At 73.3% G+C, this 23,775-nt stretch carries 18 protein-coding genes and 1 pseudogene; 9 read left to right on the forward strand and 10 right to left on the reverse strand.

The window, feature by feature from the left end:
- Positions 1-368 precede the first annotated feature (368 nt).
- Entirely contained in the window at positions 369-2,003 is a 1,635-nt protein-coding gene (gene abc-f / locus E4099_RS02570) for a ribosomal protection-like ABC-F family protein (RefSeq protein WP_135337244.1), read from the reverse strand.
- 318 nt (positions 2,004-2,321) lie between these two features.
- Entirely contained in the window at positions 2,322-3,641 is a 1,320-nt protein-coding gene (locus E4099_RS02575) for an MFS transporter (RefSeq protein WP_245244530.1), read from the reverse strand.
- 501 nt (positions 3,642-4,142) lie between these two features.
- Between E4099_RS02575 and E4099_RS02580 the strand changes: the two genes are divergently transcribed.
- The gene (locus E4099_RS02580; RefSeq protein WP_135337246.1) at positions 4,143-4,649 is read left to right on the forward strand and encodes a DinB family protein; all 507 of its coding nucleotides are present in this window, start codon (positions 4,143-4,145) and stop codon (positions 4,647-4,649) included.
- Positions 4,650-4,867: 218 nt separating this feature from the next.
- Here the strand turns inward: E4099_RS02580 and E4099_RS02585 are convergent, their stop codons facing one another.
- Positions 4,868-6,436 (reverse strand): MFS transporter, encoded by a 1,569-nt coding sequence (locus E4099_RS02585; RefSeq protein ID WP_135337247.1) that lies wholly within the window; start codon positions 6,434-6,436, stop codon positions 4,868-4,870.
- Positions 6,437-6,497: 61 nt separating this feature from the next.
- On the opposite strand from E4099_RS02585, the gene E4099_RS02590 reads away from it, so the two are divergent.
- Positions 6,498-7,481, forward strand: coding sequence for a helix-turn-helix transcriptional regulator (locus tag E4099_RS02590; protein ID WP_135337248.1), 984 nt, complete (start codon positions 6,498-6,500; stop codon positions 7,479-7,481).
- 145 nt (positions 7,482-7,626) lie between these two features.
- Positions 7,627-8,169 (forward strand): DUF6328 family protein, encoded by a 543-nt coding sequence (locus tag E4099_RS02595; RefSeq protein ID WP_135337249.1) that lies wholly within the window; start codon positions 7,627-7,629, stop codon positions 8,167-8,169.
- A 145-nt stretch (positions 8,170-8,314) separates the two neighbouring features.
- Here E4099_RS02595 and E4099_RS02600 read toward each other — a convergent pair whose 3' ends face one another.
- Positions 8,315-9,463, reverse strand: a complete 1,149-nt coding sequence (locus E4099_RS02600) for a CapA family protein (RefSeq protein ID WP_135337250.1) — start codon at positions 9,461-9,463, stop codon at positions 8,315-8,317.
- A gap of 260 nt (positions 9,464-9,723) precedes the next feature.
- Between E4099_RS02600 and E4099_RS02605 the strand changes: the two genes are divergently transcribed.
- On the forward strand, positions 9,724-10,017 hold the full coding sequence (locus tag E4099_RS02605; protein ID WP_135337251.1) for a hypothetical protein: 294 nt from the start codon (positions 9,724-9,726) through the stop codon (positions 10,015-10,017).
- Positions 10,018-10,050: 33 nt separating this feature from the next.
- On the opposite strand, the gene E4099_RS02610 is transcribed toward E4099_RS02605, so the two are convergent.
- The 3 genes from E4099_RS02610 to E4099_RS02620 all read right to left on the reverse strand — a co-directional run bounded on the left by E4099_RS02610 (position 10,051) and on the right by E4099_RS02620 (position 14,047).
- Positions 10,051-11,523, reverse strand: coding sequence for an ABC transporter substrate-binding protein (locus tag E4099_RS02610; RefSeq protein WP_135337252.1), 1,473 nt, complete (start codon positions 11,521-11,523; stop codon positions 10,051-10,053).
- Positions 11,524-11,528: 5 nt separating this feature from the next.
- Positions 11,529-13,487, reverse strand: a complete 1,959-nt coding sequence (locus E4099_RS02615; protein WP_245244532.1) for a hypothetical protein — start codon at positions 13,485-13,487, stop codon at positions 11,529-11,531.
- A gap of 212 nt (positions 13,488-13,699) precedes the next feature.
- Positions 13,700-14,047 carry a winged helix-turn-helix transcriptional regulator gene (locus E4099_RS02620; protein ID WP_135337254.1) on the reverse strand — a complete coding sequence of 116 codons (348 nt, stop codon included), beginning with the start codon at positions 14,045-14,047 and terminating at the stop codon, positions 13,700-13,702.
- A gap of 73 nt (positions 14,048-14,120) precedes the next feature.
- Between E4099_RS02620 and E4099_RS02625 the strand changes: the two genes are divergently transcribed.
- The 3 genes from E4099_RS02625 (at position 14,121) to E4099_RS02635 (ending at position 17,566) form a co-directional block, all read left to right on the forward strand.
- Positions 14,121-14,441: a putative quinol monooxygenase gene (locus E4099_RS02625; RefSeq protein ID WP_135337255.1), complete on the forward strand. Its 321-nt coding sequence runs from the start codon at positions 14,121-14,123 to the stop codon at positions 14,439-14,441.
- Between the two features lie 176 nt (positions 14,442-14,617).
- The gene (locus E4099_RS02630; RefSeq protein WP_135337256.1) at positions 14,618-16,639 is read left to right on the forward strand and encodes an NADPH-dependent 2,4-dienoyl-CoA reductase; all 2,022 of its coding nucleotides are present in this window, start codon (positions 14,618-14,620) and stop codon (positions 16,637-16,639) included.
- A 315-nt stretch (positions 16,640-16,954) separates the two neighbouring features.
- Positions 16,955-17,566 carry a PadR family transcriptional regulator gene (locus E4099_RS02635; protein ID WP_135337257.1) on the forward strand — a complete coding sequence of 204 codons (612 nt, stop codon included), beginning with the start codon at positions 16,955-16,957 and terminating at the stop codon, positions 17,564-17,566.
- An 80-nt stretch (positions 17,567-17,646) separates the two neighbouring features.
- Here E4099_RS02635 and E4099_RS02640 read toward each other — a convergent pair whose 3' ends face one another.
- From E4099_RS02640 to E4099_RS02650, 3 genes are all read right to left on the reverse strand, one after another.
- Entirely contained in the window at positions 17,647-20,223 is a 2,577-nt protein-coding gene (locus E4099_RS02640) for a heavy metal translocating P-type ATPase (protein ID WP_135337258.1), read from the reverse strand.
- An 83-nt stretch (positions 20,224-20,306) separates the two neighbouring features.
- Positions 20,307-21,239 carry a class A beta-lactamase gene (bla, locus tag E4099_RS02645; RefSeq protein WP_135337259.1) on the reverse strand — a complete coding sequence of 311 codons (933 nt, stop codon included), beginning with the start codon at positions 21,237-21,239 and terminating at the stop codon, positions 20,307-20,309.
- Positions 21,240-21,314: 75 nt separating this feature from the next.
- Positions 21,315-22,943, reverse strand: coding sequence for a penicillin-binding transpeptidase domain-containing protein (locus tag E4099_RS02650; RefSeq protein ID WP_135337260.1), 1,629 nt, complete (start codon positions 22,941-22,943; stop codon positions 21,315-21,317).
- Positions 22,944-23,071: 128 nt separating this feature from the next.
- Here E4099_RS02650 and E4099_RS34780 point away from each other — a divergent pair.
- Both E4099_RS34780 and E4099_RS02660 read left to right on the forward strand, forming a co-directional pair.
- A pseudogene (locus E4099_RS34780) lies at positions 23,072-23,379 on the forward strand (LysR family transcriptional regulator); the annotation flags it as partial.
- A gap of 14 nt (positions 23,380-23,393) precedes the next feature.
- On the forward strand, positions 23,394-23,775 hold a 382-nt coding region (locus tag E4099_RS02660; RefSeq protein ID WP_135337263.1), incomplete at its 3' end, for a serine hydrolase.

Raw genomic sequence — 23,775 nt, forward strand, 5'->3', positions numbered from 1 at the left:
CTCCTCGGGCAGGCCCAACTGCGGGCGTGTGCTCTGTAGCCCTGTCGGCGCCGGGCCCAAACCGCCACTGCTCCGTTCGGCCCAACACGGTTCGGGGAGGCATGGCACGCCGCCGGGCTCACCGGAAGGCCGCACGGGCGGGCGGCGGTCCTCGCCGCCGGATGGCCCGCGACCGAGGTTCCCGTCGCCACCGGACCGTCCCCGGGCGGGCAGCCCCGACGGCCCGGCGCCCACCGGGCCGCGATCCGCCGCACGGCGGACGCCCCCGGCCCGGGCCGCGAGCCGCCCCGGCGTTCAGTGGCGAAGGGGCTGACCGGGCGGCCCTGCCCCGGCCCGACTGGTGGCCGGGGCGGGCCCGCCCCGCGGCGTCACTCCTGGGGCGCGCCCACCTCCGTGAGCGTGCCGTCGGCCAGCCGCAGCCACCGCTGGACGCCGATACGGGCCAGGAAGGGCTCGTCATGGCTGACGACGACGAAAGCACCCTGGTAGGAGGCGAGCGCGCTCTCCAACTGCCCGGCGCTGACCAGATCGAGGTTGTTCGTCGGCTCGTCCAGCAGCAGCAGCTGGGGGGCCGGCTCGGCGCACAGCACACAGGCCAGGGTGGCGCGCAGCAGTTCCCCGCCGGAGAGCGCGTGCACCGGAAGCCGCGTCTTGGCGCCGCGGAACAGGAAGCGGGCCAGGAGGTTCATCCGCTCCGCCTCGGTGCGGTGCGGGGCGGACACGGCGAAGTTCTCGGCGACGCTCCGGTCGGCGTCCAGCAGGTCCAGCCGCTGCGAGAGGTAGGCGACCCGGCCATCGGCCCGCCTGACCTCCCCCGCGTCCGGCGCCAGGTCGCCGCCGAGCAGGCGCAGCAGCGTGGTCTTGCCGGCGCCGTTGGGGCCGGTCAGCGCGATGCGTTCGGGCCCCCGGACCGTCAGGTCGACGCCCTCCGTGCCGAAGAGGGCGCGCTCGCCGCGACCGATCTGGAGACCCTGGCCGAGGAAGAGGTTGCGGCCCGCCGGCACGTTGGTGTCGGGCAGGTCCAGCGTGATGCGCTGCTCGTCGCGGACCGCGCGCTCCGCCTCGTCCAGCCGGTTCTTGGCCGCACTGACCCGCGAGGCGTGCATCTGCCCCGCGCGCCCCGCCGACTCCTGCGCGCCCCGCTGCATGTTCCCGGCGAAGATACGGGGCAGACCCGCGTTCTTGAGGTTGCGGGAGGCGTTGCCGGCCCGCCGCTCGGCACGCTCCCGAGCCTGCTGCAACTCCCGCTTCTCCCGCTTGAGTTCCTTCTCGGCGTTGCGGACGTTCTTCTCGGCCACCTCCTGCTCGGCCCGTACGGCCTCCTCATAGGCGGTGAAGTCGCCGCCGTACAGGCGCAGCCCCCCGCGGTCGAGTTCGGCGATGCGCTCCATCCGGTCCAGCAGCGCGCGGTCGTGGCTGACCAGCAGCAGGCAGCCCGACCACTCCTCCAGCACGTCGTAGAGCTTGTGCCGGGCGTCGATGTCGAGGTTGTTGGTCGGCTCGTCCAGCAGCAGCACATCGGGCCGCTTGAGGAGCTGGGCCGCCAGGCCCAGGGAGACGATCTGCCCGCCGCTGAGGGTGCGCAGGCCGCGGTCGAGGGTGAGTTCCGTGAGGCCGAGCCGGTCCAGCTGCGCCCGGGTGCGCTCCTCGATGTCCCAGTCGTCGCCGATGGTGGCGAAGTGCTCCTCCGCGACATCGCCCGACTCCACCGCGTTCAGTGCCCGGATCACCTCGGCGACCCCCAGGACCTCGGCCACGGTGAGGTCCGCGGCCAGCGGCAGGTTCTGCGGGAGGTAGCCGAGGGATCCGGAGACGGACACCGCGCCGGAGGAGGGGCGCAGGTCACCGGCGATCAGCTTGAGCAGGGTGCTCTTGCCGGAGCCGTTGGGCGCCACCAGGCCGGTCCGGCCCCTGGGCACGGTGAAGGACAGGTCCTCGAAGACGGGAGTGTCGTCGGGCCAGGAAAAGGACAGGTTGGTGCACGTGATGGAGGCGAGAGACATGGAAAAGACCTCGTACAAGGAGACGGGCGCCCGATCAGGGCTCTACCCAGAGGACGGAATCAGGGGACGACGAGATGACCGCCCCGATGCCCTCATGCACCAGCCGGCGGCCTGCCTACCCGGGGCTCACCCCGAGATGTCGTCTTCACCCACCACGTCGGAATCTCCTTGATCCGCTGCCAGATCCGCTCACGATACACCCTCCGCCCGCGCCATGGGCGGGGAAGCCCATGCCCGCTCCCTCGACCGGCGCGCTCGATGCCCCGTCTCGGGCCCGGACGGCCACCGGAGCGATGCGGTGGCCGTCCGGGACGGGACCTACGCGTCGCGAGAGGGGACGGCCTGCCGGACGACGAGGGCGGCGACCAGGCACACGGCGCCGGCGACCGCCATTCCGGACGCGGGGCCGAGGGCCGCCATCACCCCGGTGGCAGCGGCCAGGGTGACCGTCTCCAGGCTCATGCGCGCGGTGCTGAACAGCGCGGCGCCGGCGCCTCCGCGCTGGGCGGGCACATATCTGAGCGCCTGCCCGTCCGGAACGCCCTCGGTCAGCCCCAAGGACAGCCCGATCACCCCGGCCGCGGCGAACAGGGCGGCGCGGTCGCCGGTCACCTGGAGGACGGCCGCAGTGGCGGTGCAGGCGAACAGCGCGCAGGTCACCAGCTGCCGTGCCAGCCGACGTGCGAGCCGGGCGGCGAGGAGCGGCAGCACCGTCGAGGGAGCCGTGAGCAGCGCGAGCATGACCGCTGCCTCGCCCGGGCCCACACTCCGCAGCGAGCCCAGCCGGGGGAGCACCGTGAGGCCCACCACCAGCATCCCCATGAAGGCCCCGGTCGCCAGGGCGTACGCCCGGTAGGCGGGGATCCGCAGCAGGTCCATGGGGATCACGGGCTTGGACGCGCGCCGCTCCGCACGGATCAGGGCGGTGGCACTCACCGCCGCGGCGAGGATCAGCCCGCTCGGCGCCCACCACGGGACGCCCGCCCCGAAGCCCAGCCCGAACGCGGTCACCACGGCGGCGACGGTCAGCCCGAAGAGGACGGCGCCGGCCCGGTCGAAGTCCTCGGACGGCTCGGGGCCGCGCAGGCCCGGAAGCCCGAGGGTGGCCACGGCCGCGAGCGCGGCGACGGAGCCCGGTACGACGAAGACCAGGGGCCAGCCGCCGACCGCCATGAGGGCCTGGGCGACGACCGGCCCCAGCGCCAGACTGCTGCCCAGCACGGCGCCCGCGTAGCCGTACACCCGCCGCCGCTCCTCCGGCGGGTACACGGCGAGGACCATCGACGATCCACCGGCGGCGCACATCGCCGCGCCCACTCCGGCGAGCGTGCGCAGGGCCACCAGCGACACCAGGTCCGGGGCGAGCGCGGAGAGGATCCCGGTGGATGCCACCACGATGTTGCCGGCGGCGAAGAAGCGGGTGCGGGCGGAGCGGTCCGCGATCGCCCCGGCCAGCAGCAGGGCGGCGGCGAACAGCCCGTTGTAGGCGAGGACGATCCACGGACCCAGCACGCCCGGACCGGGCACCTGCGCGGTCACCTCGGGGACGACCGCGGTGGCGCCGGTGATGGCGAGCGGGAACACCGCGTCGGATATCAGGGCGGCCACCAGGACACGCCGGCGTTGACGAACAGACAAGACGAACAAGAGTGTGCTCCGGAACAAAGGAATCCGAGCACCACGAGGGCGCTCCTGGCCGATGGTCAGGAGCGGCGGCGAGAACCGGGGGTGAGCGCCGCCGCTCTCAGCGGCGGCGCACCTTGTCTGTTTTCGGCATCGGCACAGGCTAACAGCGGCCTCCAGCAGCGGCCTCCAGCAGCGGCCTCCGGCAGCGGCCTCCAGCAGGGGCCTCCGGCAGGGGCCTCCGGCAGGGGCCTCGGGCGCCGGAAGCCGGCCCCCGGGGGATTCCTCGGGCGGGCGGTGGCAGGGCCGGTACCGGCTCCCGGGTGCCGAAACGGCCGCGAGCACCCCGGGAAGCGGAACCCGGCGTGCGGCCCCGCACCACCGGGTGGGGCGGGGCCGGTCCCCACCGCTGACGTACGCTCGGGGCCGCACGGGGCCGGTCCGCCCGAGGACCGGCCGAACTCCGTGTGCCGGGGCCTGAGTCCGGGTCCGGGGACGACGTCGAAGGGACCCCAGGTGACCACCGAACGCATCGCGCCGCCCCTGCTCGCGGGAGAGCGCGAGACGCTGCGCGCCTTCCTGGACTTCCACCGGGCCACCCTCGCCATGAAGTGCGAGGGACTCGACGACGAGCAACTGCGCCGCCAGTCCATGCCCCCCTCGACGCTCTCCCTGCTCGGACTGGTGCGCCACATGGCCGAGGTGGAGCGGACCTGGTTCCGCAGAGTGATCAACGGCGAGGACATCCCGCTGGTCTGGTCGGCCGAGGGCGACTTCCAGGCGGCCTACGACGCCGACGGAGCCTCCCGTACCGAGGCATTCGACGCCTGGCGGACCGAGGTCGAGCACGCGCGCCGGATCGAGGCGGCGGCCGAGTCGCTGGAGGTGACCGGCTACCAGCCGCGCTGGGGCGAGACGGTCTCACTCCGGTTGGTGATGCACCATCTGATCCACGAGTACGCCCGGCACAACGGGCACGCCGACTTGCTGCGCGAGGGCGTGGACGGGACCGTCGGGGCCTGAGCGCCGACATACGATCACCAACCGGCCGGCGACCGCCCGCACAGCGTTGGGAGCGGGGTGGGCTCTACCGGCTCTTCCCCGGTCTGCTGGACGCCGGGGTCGGCCCCGGGGTGCGGATGCCGAGCGCCGGAGACCTGGCCGCCCGTTTCGCCCCGGAGGAGGAGAGACGCGCGGGGGCGGCCCGGTTTCGGGCCGCCCCCGCACGGGTGGAGCGCTGCTCAGGCGACGGGCTCCGGCAGCTGCTCGGCGGGCGACTGCCGCCCGGCGGCGTCCGGTGCCGGGACGGCGTCCGCGGCAGGGGCCGGGGCCGGAGTCTCATCGAGTTGATCGTCCGCGCCCTCGAGGTGCTGCTTGGGGCGGGCCGGCAGCGCGACCATCAGCAGCAGGATGAACGCCAGCACACCCGCCACCCACCACAGCGAGTTCTGGAAGGCGTCGGCGAAGGTGCGGCCGGTCTCCTGGGGGACGGCCTTCAGCCGGTCCTCGTCCACCGTGCCGAAGAAGACCACCGACACCAGCGCCAGCCCGAGCGCGTTGCCCATCTGCTGGGTGGTGTTGATCAGCCCGGAGGCCGAACCGGCGTGCTCGCGCGGCACCTCGGAGAGCACCGCGTCGGTCAGCGGCGCGACGATCAGCCCCATGCCGGCGCCCATCAGGAGCAGCGGCGGGATCATCTGCCAGGGGTTGATGCCGGTGCCGTAGTGGCCGGCCTCCCAGATGTAGAGCAGCAGGCCGCAGATCATCAGCAGCGCGCCCGCCTGCAGCACCCGGCGGCCGAACCGCGGCACCAGCTTCTGCACCGAGATCCCCGCCGCGGCCGAGACCGCCAGCGAGAACGGGATGCCGGTCGCCCCGGCCCGCAGCGGGCTCCAGCCGAGCCCGACCTGCATGTAGAGCGTCCAGACCAGGAAGAAGATGCCGCAGGCCACCCCGAAGGTCAGCTGCACCGCGATGCCGGCGGCGAAGCTCTTGACCCGGAACAGGTCCAGCTCCACCAGCGGAGAGCCGTCCCTGCGGGCCTTGTGGCGCTCGTACACAGCGAACACCGCCAGCACCAGCAGGCTGCCGACCATCGACAGGTACCCCCACAGCGGCCAGCCCAGCTCGCGGCCGCGGGTCAGCGGGTAGACCAGCATCAGCAGCCCGAGGGTCACCAGGGCGACACCGACCAGGTCCAGGCGGAGCGCCCGCGGTGCCTTGGACTCGGTGATGAAGGCGCGGCCCAGCAGCAGCCCCGCCACCCCGATCGGCAGGTTGATCAGGAAGATCGGCCGCCACTCGAGACCGAACAGGTTCCACTGGGTGAGCAGCGCGCCCAGCATCGGGCCGGAGACCGCGCCGAGCCCCACCACCGCCCCGAACAGGCCGAACACCTTGCCGCGCTCATGTGCCGGGAAGGTGGCGTGCACGATGGAGAGCACCTGCGGCACCATCAGCGAGGCCGCCGCACCCTGCAGGATGCGGGAGGCGACCAGCATCTCCGGGTTGGCCGCGAACCCGCACAACGCGGACGCCAGGGTGAAGCCGGCGACACCGATCAGGAAGAGCCGCTTGCGGCCGTGGATGTCGCCCAGCCGGCCACCGGTGATCAGACCGGCCGCGAAGGCGAGGGCGTAGCCGGCGGTTATCCACTGGATCGAGCTGAACGAGGCGCCGGTATCGCGCTCGATGCTGGGGATGGCGATGTTGACGATGGTGACGTCGACCAGGTCCATGAAGGCCGCCGTCATCACGATGGCGAGCGCGAACCAGCGGCGACGGTCGGTCGGGGGTGCTGCGGAAGTCATAACGAGAAGCTAACCCCCATCTAGGTCAGATGATGTCCTAGAACCCGGGCATGCTGGAGCCATGACGGACACCCCGGCACGGCTGCTGAACCTGCTCTCCCTGCTCCAGACCCCCCGCGAGTGGCCGGGCGGCGAGCTCGCCGAGCGGCTCGGCGTCAGCCGCCGCACCATCCGGCGCGACATCGACCGGCTGCGTGAGCTGGGCTACCCGGTGCAGGCCAGCATGGGCGCGGACGGCGGGTACCGGCTGGTGGCCGGGAAGGCCATGCCGCCGCTGGTGCTGGACGACGAGGAGGCGGTCGCCATCGCGGTCGGCCTGCGGGCGGGTGCGGGCCACGCGGTGGAGGGCATCGAGGAGGCGTCCGTACGGGCCCTGGCCAAGTTGGAGCAGGTGCTGCCGGCCCGGCTGCGGCACCGGGTGGCCACCTTGCAGGCGGCCACCATCCCGCTGGTGGCGGCCGGCGGGGACGCGGCCACCGTGGACCCGCACCTCCTGTCGGTGATGGCCGCGGCGATCACCGGCCATGAGCGGCTCCGGTTCGACTACCGCTCGGGCGACGGCACCCCCAGCCGCCGGCAGGCCGAGCCGCACCGGCTGGTGTCCACCGGGCGCCGCTGGTACCTGGTGGCGTACGACCTGGACCGCGCGGACTGGCGCACCTTCCGGGTGGACCGGGTGACCGAGGCGTGCCCGACCGGGGCCCGGTTCACCCCGCGCGAACTCCCCGGCGGCCGGGGCGCGGCGGAGTTCGTCAGCCGCTCCCTGGCCCGGCTCCAGCCCGATCTGGAGCTGGACGTCAGCTTCGCGGCCCCGGCGGAGTTCGTCGCCGCCCGGCTGCCCGCGACGCTGGGCGTCCCGGAACCCACCGGCCGCCTCTCCTGCCGGCTGCGCACCACCGCCACCGACTCGCTGGAGTGGCTGGCGGTACGGCTCGCCCTGGTCGACTGCGCCTTCACGGTCCATACGCCCGCGGTCCTCGTCGACCATCTGGCGGACCTCGGCACCCGGCTGCGGGAGGCCGCGGGCGTACCGGCCGACGGCTGACCGGCGGTCGCCGCGGGGGCGGCCGACCCCCGGATGGCGCGGCCCGGCTCGTGCTCGCGGCCGGCGGGCGCGAGCCTGGGCGGGCGGCCCCCGGCGATCGGGGGCGGGTGACTCCCCAGGAACGGCGAGGAGGAGAGGCGCCACGATGGCGAACGGAACCGACCCACCCGGCGATGCCCCGGCTCCCGGGCACCCGCGGCGGGGCCGGGACGAGTCCCCCGAGGAGCGGGCCGACCGCCGCTGGGGGGACATCCTGCAGGAGCTGCGGGTCACCCAGACCGGGGTGCAGGTGCTGTTCGGCTTCCTGTTGACCGTCGTCTTCCAGCAGCGCTTCCCGCAGCTGTCGCACACCGACCGCACCATCTACGTGATCACGGTCCTGTTCGGCGCGGCGACCACCGGCGTGCTCATCGGCCCGGTCTCCTTCCACCGGCTCCTCACCGGCCTGCGGGTCAAGCCCGAGACGGTCGTCTGGGCGTCCCGGCTCACCCTGCTGGCACTGGTGCTGCTGCTGTGCACCATGGCCTGCGCGCTGCTGCTGATCCTGCGTCTGGTGGTGCGCGACACCCTCGCCGCATGGCTGGTCGCGGCCATGGTGGCCTGGTTCGTCCTGTGGTGGTTCGTCCTGCCCGCCTGGGCCCGCCGCCATGTCAGCCGGCAGCGGTCCGCCGAACGGCCCGGGCGCTGAGACCTCCGCCGGGCACTCCGGCCGCTGGGGGCCGTACGGTCTCGGCGGGCCGGCCGGTAGCCGCGCCCTCTGGGCTCCTCCTGCTCGGCGGGGTTCTCCTCGGTGCCGCGCCGCACGGCGGCTCGATGTACGCCGCGCCGCGGGGTCAGCCCCCCATGATCAGTCCGTCCTTGGCGGCGCCCCGGCTGAGCACCGCGTCCTTGATGGTCCGCAGCGCCTCGCGGTATCGGGCGTTGTCCGGGTCCTCGCGCAGCGCCCGGGGCAGGTTCACCACCCCGATGGGGTCGTTGGCCACGATCTGCGGGATGTACTCCGCCCGGGCCACCGTCCACGACCGGCCGGCCGCGGTGGGCGGTGCGAAGGTGAAACGGGCGGCGGAGCCCATCTGCCCGCGCGGGTCGGGCATGACGCCGGCGATCTGGTCGCCCAGGCCGTAGACCACCCAGGTGCCGTTCACCTTCTCGTACGCCTGGGGTATGTGCGCGTGGGTGCCGATGATCAGGTCGATGTCCTTGCGTCCGCCGGCCGTCGAGGCGGTGAGCTCCCGGGCCACCGAGCGCTGGAGATCGTCCGGGGCCTGCTGCCACTCGGTGCCCCAGTGCAGGCTCACCACGACCACCTCGGCCCCGGCCCGGCGGGCGGCGCGGGCGTCCTCGACGATGCGCGCCGGGTCGATGAGGTTGACCAGCCAGCGCTTGCCGTCCGGCACCGGGATGCCGTTGGTGCCGTAGGTGTAGGCGAGCTGGGCGACCTTGGCGCCGCCGGCCCGGAGCATCGTCACCGCCCGGCCCTCCGCGGCCGAGCGCGCCGATCCGGCGTGCGCCAGCCCGGCCCCGTCCATGGCGGCGAGGGTGCGGCCGACCCCCTCCGGTCCGTCGTCCAGGGTGTGGTTGGAGGCGGTGGAGCAGGAGTCGTAGCCCAGGCTCCGGGCCGCCGCCGAGACCTGCGGCGGGCTCTTGAAGGCCGGATAGCCGCTGAACGGCCCGTCCTTCCGGCCGGTGATCGTCTCCATATGGCAGAGGGCCAGGTCGGCGCGGGAGACCAGGTCCCGGTCACCGGCGAGCATCCGGCGGAAGTCATAGCCCTCACCCCCGGCGTCCGCGCGGGCCTGCCGGATCACCGAGGCGTGGATGAGCAGATCGCCGGTGGCCAGCAGGGTGAACCCGCGGCGGGCCCCGGCCGGCGGGGGCGCGGCGCGCCGATCCGCCCCGTCGTCCAGGCCGGAGCACCCGACGGCGAGACCGAACAGGGTGGAGAACAGCAGCGCCGTGCGCAGTCGTATGTGGTGGGCCATGGTCGAGATCGCATCCGTGGGGGGTGAGCAGGGGCGCGGCCGGAGGGCCGGAGGGGAATCCGGGAGGCCCGGGGAGGCCGCGAACCCTTCAGACAGCCCTATGTATGCGCCCCGGCCGGCGCGCCGCGTCGGCGCGGGCCCGCGATTCACCGGTTCGGCGGCGCGATCGCACCCGAACGCGCCGCCGCGGGCTGGAGCCCGGGGCGCACCGGCCGCTTCCGGCCTACCCTGGGCGTACACCGGCACCGGGGAGGTACGCCATGGGCCCCAGCCACCACTTCCACATCGACCAACGAGGTCACTCGATCACCGTGACCGTGCGCAATGAAGGCAGTCGGACCAGCGAGATCGAGGTACTGGTCGACGGCAAGGAGATCTCGCTCCAGCACGTCCGCGGCAGGGGCACCACCGTCGTCGGCGGTGAACTGCCGGGCGAGCCGCCCCGCCCGTTCCGGGTCCTGGTCCACCAGCCGCGGCTGGGCTCCAGCGTGCCGCGCTGCACCCTGGAGATGGACGACACCCAGCAGCCGATTCCGGAGCGCGCCGGGGTGTGAACCCGGGGCGCTCCGGTCGCCCGGAAGGCGGGGTCAGCGCCGGGCCGGCTCGCCGTGGGCGGGCGACACCTCGACGAAGTCGGCTCGACCGTCCTCGTCGAGGCTCAGGATGGGCACGGCCTTGTCGAGCGGGTTGCCGTCGTTCCCGAAGGAGAGGAAGCCGCTCGCCCCGGGCACCTTCTCGCTGTCCATCTGCTGGAACATCCGGCCGACGGCCTCACCGGTCACCTTCTCCCCGCGGGCGGCCATCCAGATGCCTCGGGCGGCGGTGAGCACCGAGTCATGGGCCATGATCGCCTGCCCGTCGTCCCGGGGGTCGTTGGGAAACCAGCGGGCCAGCAGACCGCCCTCCTGGAAGGCCCGGGCGGACGGCGCCGCGACGCCGTACTCGTCCTTGGACCACATCGCCGGGTGGGCCAGGCCCGTGTACAGCACGCGTACCTTGGTCTCCGCGGCCTTCTTGATCTGCGCGGCGGTGAGGTTGGTGGTGTCGTCGCCCGTCATCACCGTGAACTCCTGCTCCTGGCAGGGGCGGTTGGCGATCGCGTTCAGGAAGGCGGTGAGGTGCTGTCCACGGCCGGCGAAGTAGACGACCTGCGGCTTCTTGTCGCACAACTGCCCCGGTATGAAGGAGAGTTCGTTCTCCCATGCGGAGGACACCGAGGAGTTGAAGGTCTTCTTGTCGGGGGGGACGAGCCGGTGCCCGTCCTTGTCGGGGAAGGCCCGGGTGAACGCGGCGGCCAGGGTCTCGGCGTACAGATTGCCCTTCGCCACGTCCTGGACCACCGCCGCGGTACGGAAGTGCTCCCGCTTGAGGTAGGCGGCGGCCGCGTACGCCTCGTCGTTGTTGGTGGGCGAGACCCGTACGAAACCGTTGATGTCGTGGATGTTGGTGGCCGTCATGGTGCTGGCGACCATGGCCAGCCCGTGCTGGGAGAGCCGGCGCACCGCGGCCAGGGTCCGGTCGGTGCTGGGCCCCAGGCCGACCACCGCGACCAGCCGGTCCTTGGAGCTCTTGCGGTCGATCAGCTCGTCCACCGTGTACTGCCACTGCTTGGCGCTGCTGCCGGTGTTGGCGACCAGCAGCCGTATCTTGGGGGACGCGGCGAGGTCCCCCCGGTTGTGGCGGTACTGCGCCAGGTACGCGCCCTCCAGCTCGTGCCGGACCGACTCCTCGGAGTTGCTGTCGTCGTCGGTGAGCGTCAGGGAGGTCATGTACGCCACGCTGACGTAGGGCTCCTCGTCGGCGTGGGCGGCGACCCGGTCGTTCTCCGCCTTGATCTTCGCCAGCACCCCGGCCAGGTGGTCCGCGAACTCGAAGCCGCCGTCGGACACCCCGACGCACTCCTTGGCCGGGCCCCTCTTCACCACCCCGTCCGCACACCGCTCCCGGGAGTCCTGGACGCGGTCGACGATCAGCGGGACCGCCACCGCCACCACGGCCAGCACCACCACCGCGATCACCACCCGGCGCACGATGTGCAGCGGCCATTCGAGCCTGGGCATCGGGGTCATGCCTCACCGCCGGACGTCAGCGGATGGCGCCAGTGGCGGTACCTCTCCGCCTCGTTGAACAGGGCCACGATGTCACTCCTCCGTATGCGCGACAGCTGGTTGAAGCCGTCGGCGAGCATGTCGTTCAGCCGCATGCCGGGGTCGGCCAGCGGATCGCTCCACACCCAGCGGGTCAGCACCAGCTCCCGGATCACCGAGTCCGCGTCCACCGCCGCGGCCGGTTCCGCGGGGACCAGGCCGGCCAGCAGCTCGACCGCGGTCTCCCCGCTGGGCAGGGCGTTGGGGGCCGCGCTGATCGTGTTGAACTCGGCGATCCACTGCACCGCGGGGACCTGGGGGAAGCGCCGCACCAGGTGCTCGGTGACCAGGTCCACCTGGCGCGAGGCCAGCCGGTGGTACATCTCCTGGACCGGCCGCCGCTCCGACTGGAAGTGCTCGGCGAGCAGTTCGTGCACCGTGTCCCAGTCGTCCGGCCGCTCGGCCAGCCGCCACAGCAGCAGCCGCCGCAGCCAGGGATGGAGGATGGAGGTCGCGGTCTGCGGGCTGAGCAGCCAACGCGCCCGGACCTCGCCGAACAACCGGTCCCCGCGGCCCAGCACCTGGGTGCCCACCGACAGGTCGTACGCCGCGGCGCACTCGGCCAAGGCGTCGCGCCCGGGGGCGTCGAAGCCGTGCAGCAGGTGGTCCAGCGCGGCGTCCACCAGGGGGCGGGCCTCCTCGCCCTCGCGCAGCGCCCGCGCCGGCAGGGCACGCAGCCAGCGGTCCTGGTCCAGGCCCTCCTCGGTGGGCACTCCCGGCTGCCGCAGCACCGCCAGCACCTGCCCCACCCCCTGCGGCAGGCCGCCGGTGAGCCGGTGGACGAAGGGCGCGAGCCGGGTGAACGGTGCCAGGTCCGGGTGGCGGTGCAACTCCAGCTCGATGCGGACCCGCACCTCGTCCAGGGTGAGGTCGCGCAGCCGCAGCGGATACCACCAGGTGTCGTCGCTGTCCCGGCCGGGACGGTGCTCCCGCCAGTCGCGCAGCCCCGCCCGGTCCGGTCCGCGCAGCAGCCAGGGCCACTGGTCCCCGGTGGCCGGGCCCCAGCGCGGCAGCCAGCGGTTGGCGCTGGCCACCACCGTCAGCGGATCACAGGGGGCGCCCGCGACCACGGTGTCGTCGTGCCGGGCCCGGATCAGCAGGTCGAGGACGCGGCGGCCGTGCTGGGTGTGGGTGTTGTCGAGCAGCAGCAGATAGGAACGGGGCATGAAGGAGCGGGCCGCGTTCTCACGCAGATCCGCCAGGAACGCGGAGAACAGCACCCGGTCCAGCCGCCGCTGGTCCTCCTCGTCCCCCTCGTGCCGCCACAGGTTCAGCTCCACCAGGGCCTCCCACGGGTCCCGGCTGCGGATCAGCGGATGCTCGCCGTACCAGGCGGCGCTGCCGGTGGCCTTCCGGCCCGGGAACCGGCGGTGCCCCCGGCGCAGCGCGTCCCGCAGCAGCCCGAGCGCCGCCGTGGAGGCACCGGCCGGCGCACCCACGGCGCTCCCGGCCACCTCGAAGAAGGCGGCGAGGTAGTCGCCGTAGCGCTCCTCGCTCCGCTCCTGGAAGTGGTCCAGCTCGCGCCTGATGCTGCGGCGCTGGTCGGCCAGACTGGCCATCCGCAGCTGGTGGTCGGAGGCGAGCAGTCCGAGGGTCAGCCGGGGGAAGCCGGAGCGGCGGTACCGGGGCAGCTTGCGCTCCAGCTGCCGGGCGAGCAGGCCCAGCGCGTAGCGGGGCAGCAGCGGCTGCTCGCCGGCCGAACTCACATAGGCGAACGGGTGCTCCGCGCCGAACCGCTCCATCAGCGCGCTGTGCGCCTCGCTGGCACCGCTGCCGCGCGGTCCCAGCAGCATCACCACCGGCCGCTCGGCGTCCGGTGGCAGTGCGAGGCATTCGTCCACCAGGGAGATGACCCCGTTGCGGCCTCTGAGACCCATGCCCACCGCCGACTCCGACACGCCCCGTCCCCCCGGTGCCTTCGAACTGACTGCCACTCAGTGAAGGCAGGATGCCCCGCCGCGGCGGACCGTGCACCCGGATTGGCGCGGAATATCCGGCCGACCGGGCTCCACTCCGGCGCGTACGCCCCGGCAGGCAGTGGCCTCGTGCGAGCGCCGGCGGGCCGGAGGGGAGGGCGGTCGGAGGGCCGTCATCCAGCCGGTTCGACACGCACTCCGGTACGCGCCGCCCGCCGCTCTCCCCATCCGTACAGCGCCTCCAGGACCGGCGCCAGGCTCAGCCCCTCCTCGGTCAGCCGGTACTCCACTCCCGGCGGGCGCCCGTCGTTCTCGGTGCGCGCCACCAGCCCCTTCGCCTCCAGCTCGCGCAGCCGCTGGACCAGCACCTTCTCGCTGATCCCGGGGGTCCGGCGGCGCAGCGCCCCATAGCGCAGCGCGCCCTCCTTGAGGTGTGCCAGCAGCACCACCGCCCACTTGCCGCCGATCACGTCCAGGGTCAGTTCCACCGGGCAGTGGTAGCGCCGGGTCGTGTTCTCCATGGCTGTCCTGTTCCAGGTGCTAACCGGCAAGTCAGTCCTTGCCGCGGGGCGGGTGGTGCGATTCCGTTCCGGCATGATCGTCGAATACATCCGCTACCGCATCGCCGCACCGCGGCGCACCGCCTTCGAGGACGCGTACCGCAGGGCGGCGGTCCCCCTGTCCCAGGCCGTCCAGTGCGTGGACTACGAGCTCGCGCGCTGCACGGAGGACCCGTCCGCCTATGTGCTGCGCATCCGCTGGACCTCGGCCGAGGATCACCTCAAGGGCTTCCGCGGCAGCCCGGGGTTCGGTGCCTTCCTCGCGGAGATCAGGCCGTACGTGGAGTCCATCGAGGAGATGAGGCACTACGAACCGACCGGGATCGAAGGGGAAGGAGCGGGCGGCGCCGGGTGAGCGAGTCCGGAGGCGTCGAGGCGTTCAGGGGGACGCGGCGGATCCCGGAGGCCGGGGAGGGGCCGGTGGTCGCCGGCTGAGCGCGCTCACCACACGGACCGTTTTTGCAACAAGTTGCAAAAACGGTCCGTGTGGACTACAAACTTCCGCAGGACAACTGCGCGAGGAGGCGCCGGATGAGTCGGTATCCCCACCTGCTGAGCCCCCTCGACCTGGGGTTCACCACGCTCCCCAACCGGGTGATCATGGGCTCGATGCACGTCGGGCTGGAAGAGGCCGAGCACGGCTTCGAGCGGATGGCCGCCTTCTACGCGGCCCGGGCCCGCGGTGGCGTGGGCCTGATCGTCACCGGTGGCATCGCCCCCAACGAGGCCGGCCGGCCCTGGGAGCTGGGCGCCAAGCTCACCACCGAGGCGGAGGCGGCCCAGCACGCCGCGGTGACCGCCGCGGTGCACCGCGAGGGCGGCCGGATCGCGATGCAGATCCTGCACTTCGGCCGGTACGCCTACCACCAGGACCTGGTGGCGCCCAGCGCCCTGCAGGCCCCCATCAGCCCGTACGTACCGCACGAGCTGACCGACGACGAGGTCGAGGCGACCATCGAGGACTTCGTCCGGGCCGCCGAACTGGCCAAGCTGGCCGGCTACGACGGCGTCGAGATCATGGGCTCCGAGGGCTACCTGATCAACGAGTTCATCGCCGCCGGGACCAACCGGCGCACCGACCGCTGGGGCGGCGACTTCGGCGCCCGGATCCGTTTCCCGCTGGAGATCGTGCGGCGCACCCGCGAGCGGGTCGGCCCCGACTTCATCCTGATCTACCGGCTGTCCATGCTCGACCTGGTGCCCGGCGGCTCCACGCTGGACGAGGTGATCGAACTCGCCCGGCGGATCGAGGCGGCCGGCGCCACCATCATCAACACCGGCATCGGCTGGCACGAGGCCCGCATCCCCACCATCGCGACCTCCGTGCCGCGCGGCGCCTACACCTGGGTGACCCGGAAGGTGATGGGCGCGGTCTCGATCCCGCTGGTCACCAGCAACCGGATCAACACTCCCGAGCTGGCCGAGCAACTGCTCGCCGAGGGCCGCGCGGACCTGGTCTCGATGGCCCGCCCGATGCTCGCCGACCCCGACTTCGTGGCCAAGGCCCGGGACGGCCGCGCCGAGGCCATCAACACCTGCATCGGCTGCAACCAGGCCTGCCTCGACCACACCTTCAGCGGCAAGATCACCTCCTGCCTGGTCAACCCGCGGGCCTGCCACGAGACCGAACTGGTCCTCGGCCCGACCCGCCACCGCAAGCGGCTCGCCGTGGTCGGCGCCGGACCCGCGGGCCTGGCCTGCGCGGTGTCCGCGGCCGAGCGCGGACACGCGGTGACGCTGTTCGAGGCGGCCGGGGAGATCGGCGGCCAGCTGAACATCGCCCGGCGGATCCCGGGCAAGGAGGAGTTCGACGAGACGCTGCGCTACTTCCGCACCCAGCTCGACCAGCACGGGGTGGAGGTGCGCCTGAACACCCCGGTCGACGCGGCCGAGCTGGCCGCGGGGCCCTGGGACGAGATCGTCATCGCCACCGGCGTCCGCCCGCGCACCCCCGACATCCCCGGCGTCGACCACCCCAGCGTGCTCAGCTACCTCGACGTGCTGCGGGACGGCGCCCCGGTCGGCGAGCGGGTGGCCGTCATCGGCGCCGGCGGCATCGGCTTCGACGTGGCGGAATTCCTCACCGACAGCGACGAGGGCAAGGCCCCGGACGCCGAGGAGTACCTGCGCCGCTGGGGCGTGGACACCGACTACCGCGCCCCCGGCGGCCTGGGCGAGGCCCGCCGCCCCGTGCCGCCGCGCACCGTCCACCTGCTCCAGCGCAAGACCACCAAGGTCGGCGCGGGACTCGGCAAGACCACCGGCTGGATCCACCGCACCGAACTGAGGCACCGCGGCGTCACCATGGTCGCCGGCGCCGGCTACGACCGCATCGACGACGCCGGGCTCCACCTGACCGTCGACGGCGTCTCCTCGGTGCTCCCGGTGGACACCGTGGTGCTGTGCGCCGGACAGGAACCGCGCCGCGAGCTGTACGAGGAGCTGCGGGCCGCCGGACGCACCGTGCACGTCATCGGCGGTGCCGACGTGGCGGCCGAACTGGACGCGAAGCGAGCCATCCGGCAGGGCACCGAACTGGCCGCCGCGCTCTGAGGCCGCAGCGTCCACCGCTCCCGCCGGGGTCGTCACCTCCGGCGGGAGCGGTGGCACGTTCCGCGGCCCCCACCCGCGCCTTCGCACCTTGCGCCTCCGGGCCTGCCTCCGCACCTGCGCATCCGGGCCCGCGCGTCCGTACCCGCATCTTCGCACCTTGCGCCTCCGGGCCCGCGCTTTCGCCCCCGCCGTTCCGCAGCCGCGCCCCGTACCCCGCACCCGCGGCACCGGGTGCCCGGTGATCTCAGGTCGCCCCTGCCCGGACGCGGCTACGGGGCGGGGCCCGCCCGCTCGTGCGGCGCCTAGGATGCGGGCATGTCCCTTCGGCACGCCATCCTCACCGCCCTGCTCGAGAAGCCGTCCTCGGGGCTGGAGCTGACCCGCCGATTCGACAAGTCGATCGGCTACTTCTGGCCGGCCACCCACCAGCAGATCTACCGCGAGCTGGGCAAGTTGGAGGAGACCGGGCTGATCCGCGCGCTGCCCGCCGCACAGCCCACCCGCGGGCAGAAGAAGGAGTACGAGGTACTGCCCGCGGGCCGGGTGGAACTGGCCGCCTGGACCGCCGAGAGCCAGGACCCCAAGCCCGTCCGCGACCCCCTGCTGCTGCGGCTGCGGGCCGCCGCGGTGGTGGGACCGCAGGGTCTGGAGGCCGAGCTGGACCGCCATCTGGAGCTGCACCGCGACCAGTTGGCCGAGTACCAGGACATCGAGCGGAGGCACTTCCCGCCGGAGCGGAACGCTCAGGAGGACCGGCTGCGCCATCTGGTGCTGCGAGCGGGCATCGGGCTGGAGGTCATGCGCATCGAATGGCTCACCCAGGCCCTCGGCGAACTCCGGGAACTCTCCGCGGAGGAGGCGCAGGACGCGCGGGACGCAGCGGACGAGGGAAGCACGGAACCCGCCGAGGTCGACGGATCGGCGTGACCGCGCCCCGTGGTCCGCGCCGGAGCCCGGTCAGGTCGGGCGTGGGGACGGTGGACGCGGGCGGCGCGCGGTGAGCGGGGTCATCGAGGTGGCCCCGTCTCGCCCGTGCCGCTCGCGGCGTCGGTGTGATGCGGTGCGGGCTCCGTTCGAGGCCCGGCGACGGCGGGTGGCGGCGGGGCGGCGTGCCAGCGGCGCAGGCGGTTGGAGTTGGTGACGACCGACAGGGAGGACAGGGCCATGGCGGCGGCGGCGAGGACAGGGCTGAGGCGGATGCCCCACAGCGGGTAGAGGGCCCCGGCGGCGACGGGGATGCCGACGGCGTTGTAGATCAGGGCGAAGAACAGGTTCTGGCGGATGTTGCGCATGGTGGCCCGGGAGAGCCGGATCGCGGTGGCGACACCGCTGAGGGAGCCGGAGACAAGGGTGATGTCGGCGGCCTCGATGGCGACGTCGGTGCCGGTCCCGATGGCGAGTCCGACATCGGCGGCGGCCAGGGCCGGGGCGTCGTTGACACCGTCGCCGACCATGCCGACCGTGCGGTGCTCACCCTGCAGGCGGCGGATCTCCTCCGCCTTGTGCTCGGGCAGTACCTCGGCCAGCACCCGGGCCACGCCGACCTGACGGGCGATGGCCTCGGCGGTGCGGGTGTCGTCGCCCGTGATGAGGACGGTGTCCAGGCCGAGCCGCCGCAGGGCGGCGATGGCGGCGGGGGAGTCCTCCTTGACGGTGTCGGCGACGGCGAGCACCCCGGCGGGTGCCCCGTCGACAGCGGCGAGTACCGGGGTCTTGCCCTGGGCCGACAGCTCGGCGGCGACGCGGTCGAGCGGACCGGTGTCGACCCGGGCGTCGCGGAGCAGGCGGGCGTTGCCGACCAGGACGGCGCGGCCGCCGGCCGTGGCGCGGACGCCCTTGCCGGTGACCGAGTCGAAGGCCTCGGCCGAGGGCAGCTCCAGGCCCCGCTGCCGGGCGCCGGCCGTGATCGCCGTCCCGAGGGGGTGCTCGCTCATCTCCTCGGTGGCCGCGGCCAGCGCCAGCAGTTCGCTCTCCTGGTAGCCGCCGGCCGGGCGTACGTCGGTGAGGACGGGCTTGCCCGCGGTGACGGTCCCGGTCTTGTCCAGGACCACGGTGTCGAGTTTGTGGGCGGTCTCCAGGGCCTCGGCGGAGCGGATGAGGATGCCCGCCTGCGCACCCTTGCCGGTGCCGACCATGACCGACAGGGGAGTGGCCAGACCCAGCGCGCAGGGACAGGCGATGATCAGTACGGCGACGGCGGAGACCAGTGCGAGGGTCAGCGCCGGGGAGGGCCCCACGGTGAACCAGACGGCGAAGGTGGCGACCGCGACGGCGATCACGGAGGGCACGAAGTAGGCGGAGACGGCGTCGGCGAGCCGCTGGATCGGGGCTTTGGACGCCTGGGCCTGCTGAACCAGCCGGACGATCTGGGCCAGCATGGTGTCGGCGCCGACCTTGGCCGCGCGTACCCGCAGGGACCCGGTGCCGTTGACGGTGGCGCCGACGACGGTGTCCCCGGGGCGTTTGGTCACCGGCATGGGTTCGCCGGTGACCATGGACTCGTCCACCGCCGAGGAGCCGGCCAGCACATCGCCGTCGACCGGCACCTTCTCCCCGGGGCGGATCAGCAGCTCATCGCCCACGGCGACATCGTCGACCGGGATCTCCGCCGTGGTGTCGCCGCGCGTCACACGTGCGGTGCGGGCCCGCAGCCCGAGCAGGGCCTGAATGGCCTCGCCGGTGCCCGCCCTGGCCCGGGCCTCCAGCAGCCGGCCCAGCAGGATCAGGGTGAGGATCACTCCCACCGCCTCGAAGTACACCGCGCGCACCTCGGGCGGGAACCAGCCGGGGGCCAGGGTCACCAGCAGGCTGTAGCCGTAGGCGGCGGACGTGCCCAGGGTGATCAGGGAGTTCATGTCGGCGGAGCGGTGCCGCAGGGCCGGCCAGCCGGTGGTGTGGATCGGACGGCCGACGTAGAACATCACGGGCGTGATCAGTGCCAGTTGGAGCCAGTGGTTCAGCATCCATCCCGGTACCCAGGAAGCGCCGAACAGCTCGTGCGCCATGACCGCGAAGAGCACCGGCAGTGTCAGCACCGCGCCCACCGAGACCCGCCGGGTCAGGTCCGCGATCTCCGCGCTCCGCTCGGCGGCCTCCGCGGCCTGCGCGTCCGCCCCGCTCTCGTCCTGCGCCGGAGAGCCGGCCGGCCTGGCCGCCGCGGGCGGAGCCTGGCCGGTCTCCGAGGAGGTCTGCCCGTCCCGCGGGGGCGCGGCCGGATCGACCAGCAGGGTGCCGTGGATCATGTTCATCCCGCAGGCGAACCCGAAGGAGCCGGCTCTCTCGGGCCTCAGCCGGACGGTGGTGCGCGTGTGGGCGGGCAGGCTCGCGCTGACCCGCAGGTCGGGGAAGACCACGCGCGAGGTGCACTCCCCGGACTCCTGCCGGTCGAAGACCAGCTCCACCGGCGTTCCCTGGCGCACCCGGACGACGTTCGGCCGGTAGCCGCCGCGCACCGTGATGCCGACGCGCTGCACCCCGTCCTCGACGGTTGCCGCGCGGGCCCGGCGGGGCCCGAAGAAGTATCCGCCCAGCCCGGCGATCAGGGCAGCGGCGGCGGCGATGACCACAAGATCCAGGCTGTTCATGGCAGGCCTTTCCCTTCCCCCTGCTTCCCGGGCTCGCTCGCGGACACGGGTACCCGATAGCCGAGGGATGACCGGCCCCCGGCTCAGGTGAGGTCGGAGACGACCAGCCGGGCGGCATCCGCGAGCAGGGCGTCCTTGGGCGAGGCGCCGTACCCGCGGCGGTCGGACATGACGGCCAGCACGAGTGGGGCGGCGTGCGGCGGCCATACGACGGCGATGTCGTTGGCCCTGCCGTAGTCGCCGGTTCCCGTCTTGTCGGCCGCCACCCAGCCCCGGGGAAGTCCGGCCCGGACGCGCTTGGCGCCGACAGCCGTGGCGTTGCCCTGGAGCCAGCCCTTGAGCAGGGCGCGCTTTTCGGGGGCCAGCGCGCTGCCCAGGATCAGCTCGCGGTAGTCGGCGGCGATCGCGCGGGGGGTGGTGGTGTCGCGCGGGTCGTGCGGGGGGATCCGGTTCAGCTCGGGCTCGTGGTCGTCCATGCGGCTGACGGTGTCCCCCAGCCCCCGCAGATAGGCGGTCAACCGGGCCGGGCCACCGATGTCGCGCATCAGCAGATCGCCGGCCGTACCGTCGCTGAAGCGGACGGCGGCGTCGCACAGCTGCCGGATGGTCATTCCGGTCGCGATGTGCTTCTCGGTGACCGGCGAGATGGAGTCCACATCGGCCCTGCTGTAGGTGACGCGCTTGTCCAGGTGGCTGAGCGGGTTCCGGTCCAGGACCGCCGCCGCGGCGAGCGCCTTGAAGGTGGAGCAGAACGCGAAACGCTCGTCCGCGCGGTAGGCGACCGCGGCGCCGCTGCCGGTGGCCAGCGCGTACACGCCCAGGCGGGCACCGTACTCGCGTTCGAGCGCGGCGAACCGCGCGGGGTCCGGGGAGCGGGTGGCGGGGCGGTTGCCGCGCGCCGGGGACGAGGACGAGCGGGAGGCCGGGCGATCGTCGTCCCCGCACCCCGCCAGTGGCAGCAGCGCGGTCGCTGCCAGCAGGGCGCGGCGGGCCGGGCCGGACGGCAAGACGGACATGGGATGGCACCTGCCTTGGGAACGGTGGGCGGGACGGAGGCGCTTCGGACGGAGCGGCCGCGCCCGGCGGGCCGGTCACGCGGGGTCGGTGGGGACGGCGGCCAGCAGGTCGCGGATGACCGGCCCGGCGGAGCCGCCGCCGGTGACGCCCTGCTCCACCACGCAGGCCACGGCAACGTTGCCGCGGTAGGCGACGAGCCAGCCATTGTTGGGTTCCTCCTCGGATACCTCGGCGGTGCCGGTCTTCGCACCGATCGCGCCGGGAAGGTCGGACAGGACCCTGGCGGTGCCGTCGGTGACGGTGGCGCGCATCAGCCGGCGCAGTTGGTCGACGACCTTCGGTGGGAGCGGAGTGGTGCTGGTGGTGTCCTTGTTCCCGCGGGTGATCGAGGGCTGGTGGAATCGGCCGGAGACCGCGGTGGCGGTGACCGACGCCATGATCAGCGGGTTGGCCTGGAGGCGGCCCTGCCCGATCATCGAGGCGGCCTTCTCGGTCTGGTCACGCGGCACGGGCACCGAACCGTCGTAGGAGGGGATGCCGACGTGCCACTCCTGGCCGACCCCGAAGTACGTGCGGGCGGTGTCGCCCAGCTCCTGGTCACCGAGTCTGCCGCGCAGGCTGATGAACGCGGTGTTGCACGACTCCGTGAAGTCCTTCAGGAAGGTGGCGCCGCGGTGCTCGGAGGTCTCCACATTGTGGAACTCCTTCCCCACCGTGAGGTACTTGGGGCAGTCCACGACGTCCTCCGGCGCGACCGCGTCCTTGAGCAGCAGGGTGCCGCTGGTGACGATCTTCCAGGTGGAGCCCGGGGCGTAGGTGCCGAGGACGGCGCGGTTGAACCCGGATGCCGGGGAGTTCGCCATGGCCAGGATCTCGCCGTTGTCGATCCGCAGCGCGACGAGCGCGGCGTTCTTTCCGCCGGTCTTGGCGGCCAGGGCCTTCTCCGCGGCGGACTGCCAGCCGGCGTCGAGGGTGGTACGGACGGGGCGGCCGGTCGGCGCGGCGGATCTCGCCCCGAACGAGGCCTCGGTGCGCTCGACCCGCCCGGTGGCCCGGTCGACCAGCTCGATCGCACCGCGCGGGCCCGCGCTCCCGCCGCCGTCGAGCTGGGTCAGCACGGGGCGCAGCGAGGGGAGGTCCTCGCCGGAGAGCGCCACTCCCCGCCGGTCGGTGACCTCGGGGACGCGCGGCTCCTCTCGACGGAGGTGGAACCTCTTGGTCGCGCTCAGACGCGGATGGACCAGCGGCAGCGACCAGTCCACCTTCCATCGGCCGTCATCCTGCTTGCGGACCGGAAGTTCCGAGCGGTATGTCCAGGTTCCCAGGCCGGTGACGGGCATCTTGGCGGTGAACGGCACCTGGACGGCGCCGCCTTCGGCCTCGGCGGGCTCCGCCGCCGTGAGCTTCGGCTTGCCGATGTCCAGCCCGGTGGTGAAATTGCGCAGCACCTCCCGCGCCCTGCCGGGGCTGGTCGTGCGGGCGGCGGCGCTCGGCAGGCGGCCGGCCGCCCAGTCGTCGAGGAAGGCCCGTGCCTGGGCCAGGGCCGCGGGATCGAGGTCCTCGGAGCCCGGGGCGAAGGGGCCGGCCTCGGCCAGATACGTCCCGCCCGCGGCCAGCGCGAGCACCACGGCCACCGCGGTGGCGGCCCGAACCGCGGTGCGCGGCGTGCGGCGGACGGAGGTGGCGGGCCCGAATTCCGGCATGGGGGAGTCCTTGTCAGTCGATGCTCTCGAACGGCGTGGTGCTGCCCCGAGGACAGCAACGCCCCAAGGCGCCTGTCCAAGTTCGCTATCGATCTTGGATCATTCGATCGACGATATGGTGGCTGGTCATGGACCTGGTACGGCACCTGGAGTGCTTTGCGGCTGTTGCAGAACAGTCACACTTCGGACGTGCCGCGGCGTATCTGGGCATGGCGCAGCCGCCCCTGTCCCAGCGCATCCAGTGCCTGGAGCGGGAGCTGGGCGTCCGGCTGTTCGAGCGCACCAGCCGGCGGTGGTGATCACCGAGGCCGGAACCCTGCTGCTGGCCGAGGCCCGTGAACTGCTCGCCCGCTCCGAGGCGTTCCTGGCCACCGCCCGCCGGATACGGGACGGCGAGACCGGCCTGCTGCGCGCCGCACTGCCACCCGACATCTCGACACCCTCGGCCGGATCCGCGCGGCCTTCACCGAAGCCGGAGTCACCGGCTGGCTGCACGCGCTGGACATCGGCTCCGGCGCGCAGCTCGACGCCGGCGCGGACCAGCCGGTCCCCACCGCCAGCGTCCACGAACTCTGCCTGCTGGTCACCCTCCACCAGCAGGCCGCCGAAGGCCGTCTGGACCTCGGGGAACAGGTCGAATGCGCGCCGGCCGACCGCACCTGGGGCCCCACCGGGCCGGCTGCCATGCTCGACCCGGTCCGGATGTCGCTGCGCGACGCCGCGTACCTGATGACGGCCGTCAGCGACAACGCCGCCGCCGACCTCCTGCTGCGACGCGTCGGCCTGCACACCGTCAACCGCACCACGCGCCGCCTCGGGCTCACCCCCACCC

Source organism: Streptomyces palmae (assembly GCF_004684805.1).
In the GTDB taxonomy this organism is placed as follows: domain Bacteria; phylum Actinomycetota; class Actinomycetes; order Streptomycetales; family Streptomycetaceae; genus Streptomyces; species Streptomyces palmae.

What these genes read in the sequence shown, in the direction of transcription:
- E4099_RS02630 (WP_135337256.1), top strand. Translation starts at nt 14,618, where the DNA reads ATGAGTCGGTATCCCCACCTGCTGAGCCCCCTCGACCTGGGGTTCACC.
- E4099_RS02590 (WP_135337248.1), top strand. Translation starts at nt 6,498, where the DNA reads ATGACGGACACCCCGGCACGGCTGCTGAACCTGCTCTCCCTGCTCCAG.
- E4099_RS02635 (WP_135337257.1), top strand. Translation starts at nt 16,955, where the DNA reads ATGTCCCTTCGGCACGCCATCCTCACCGCCCTGCTCGAGAAGCCGTCC.
- E4099_RS02625 (WP_135337255.1), top strand. Translation starts at nt 14,121, where the DNA reads ATGATCGTCGAATACATCCGCTACCGCATCGCCGCACCGCGGCGCACC.
- E4099_RS02615 (WP_245244532.1), bottom strand. Translation starts at nt 13,487, where the DNA reads ATGGGTCTCAGAGGCCGCAACGGGGTCATCTCCCTGGTGGACGAATGC.
- E4099_RS02595 (WP_135337249.1), top strand. Translation starts at nt 7,627, where the DNA reads ATGGCGAACGGAACCGACCCACCCGGCGATGCCCCGGCTCCCGGGCAC.
- E4099_RS02610 (WP_135337252.1), bottom strand. Translation starts at nt 11,523, where the DNA reads ATGCCCAGGCTCGAATGGCCGCTGCACATCGTGCGCCGGGTGGTGATC.
- bla (WP_135337259.1), bottom strand. Translation starts at nt 21,239, where the DNA reads ATGTCCGTCTTGCCGTCCGGCCCGGCCCGCCGCGCCCTGCTGGCAGCG.
- E4099_RS02640 (WP_135337258.1), bottom strand. Translation starts at nt 20,223, where the DNA reads ATGAACAGCCTGGATCTTGTGGTCATCGCCGCCGCCGCTGCCCTGATC.
- E4099_RS02605 (WP_135337251.1), top strand. Translation starts at nt 9,724, where the DNA reads ATGGGCCCCAGCCACCACTTCCACATCGACCAACGAGGTCACTCGATC.
- abc-f (WP_135337244.1), bottom strand. Translation starts at nt 2,003, where the DNA reads ATGTCTCTCGCCTCCATCACGTGCACCAACCTGTCCTTTTCCTGGCCC.
- E4099_RS02620 (WP_135337254.1), bottom strand. Translation starts at nt 14,047, where the DNA reads ATGGAGAACACGACCCGGCGCTACCACTGCCCGGTGGAACTGACCCTG.
- E4099_RS02585 (WP_135337247.1), bottom strand. Translation starts at nt 6,436, where the DNA reads ATGACTTCCGCAGCACCCCCGACCGACCGTCGCCGCTGGTTCGCGCTC.
- E4099_RS02600 (WP_135337250.1), bottom strand. Translation starts at nt 9,463, where the DNA reads ATGGCCCACCACATACGACTGCGCACGGCGCTGCTGTTCTCCACCCTG.
- E4099_RS02650 (WP_135337260.1), bottom strand. Translation starts at nt 22,943, where the DNA reads ATGCCGGAATTCGGGCCCGCCACCTCCGTCCGCCGCACGCCGCGCACC.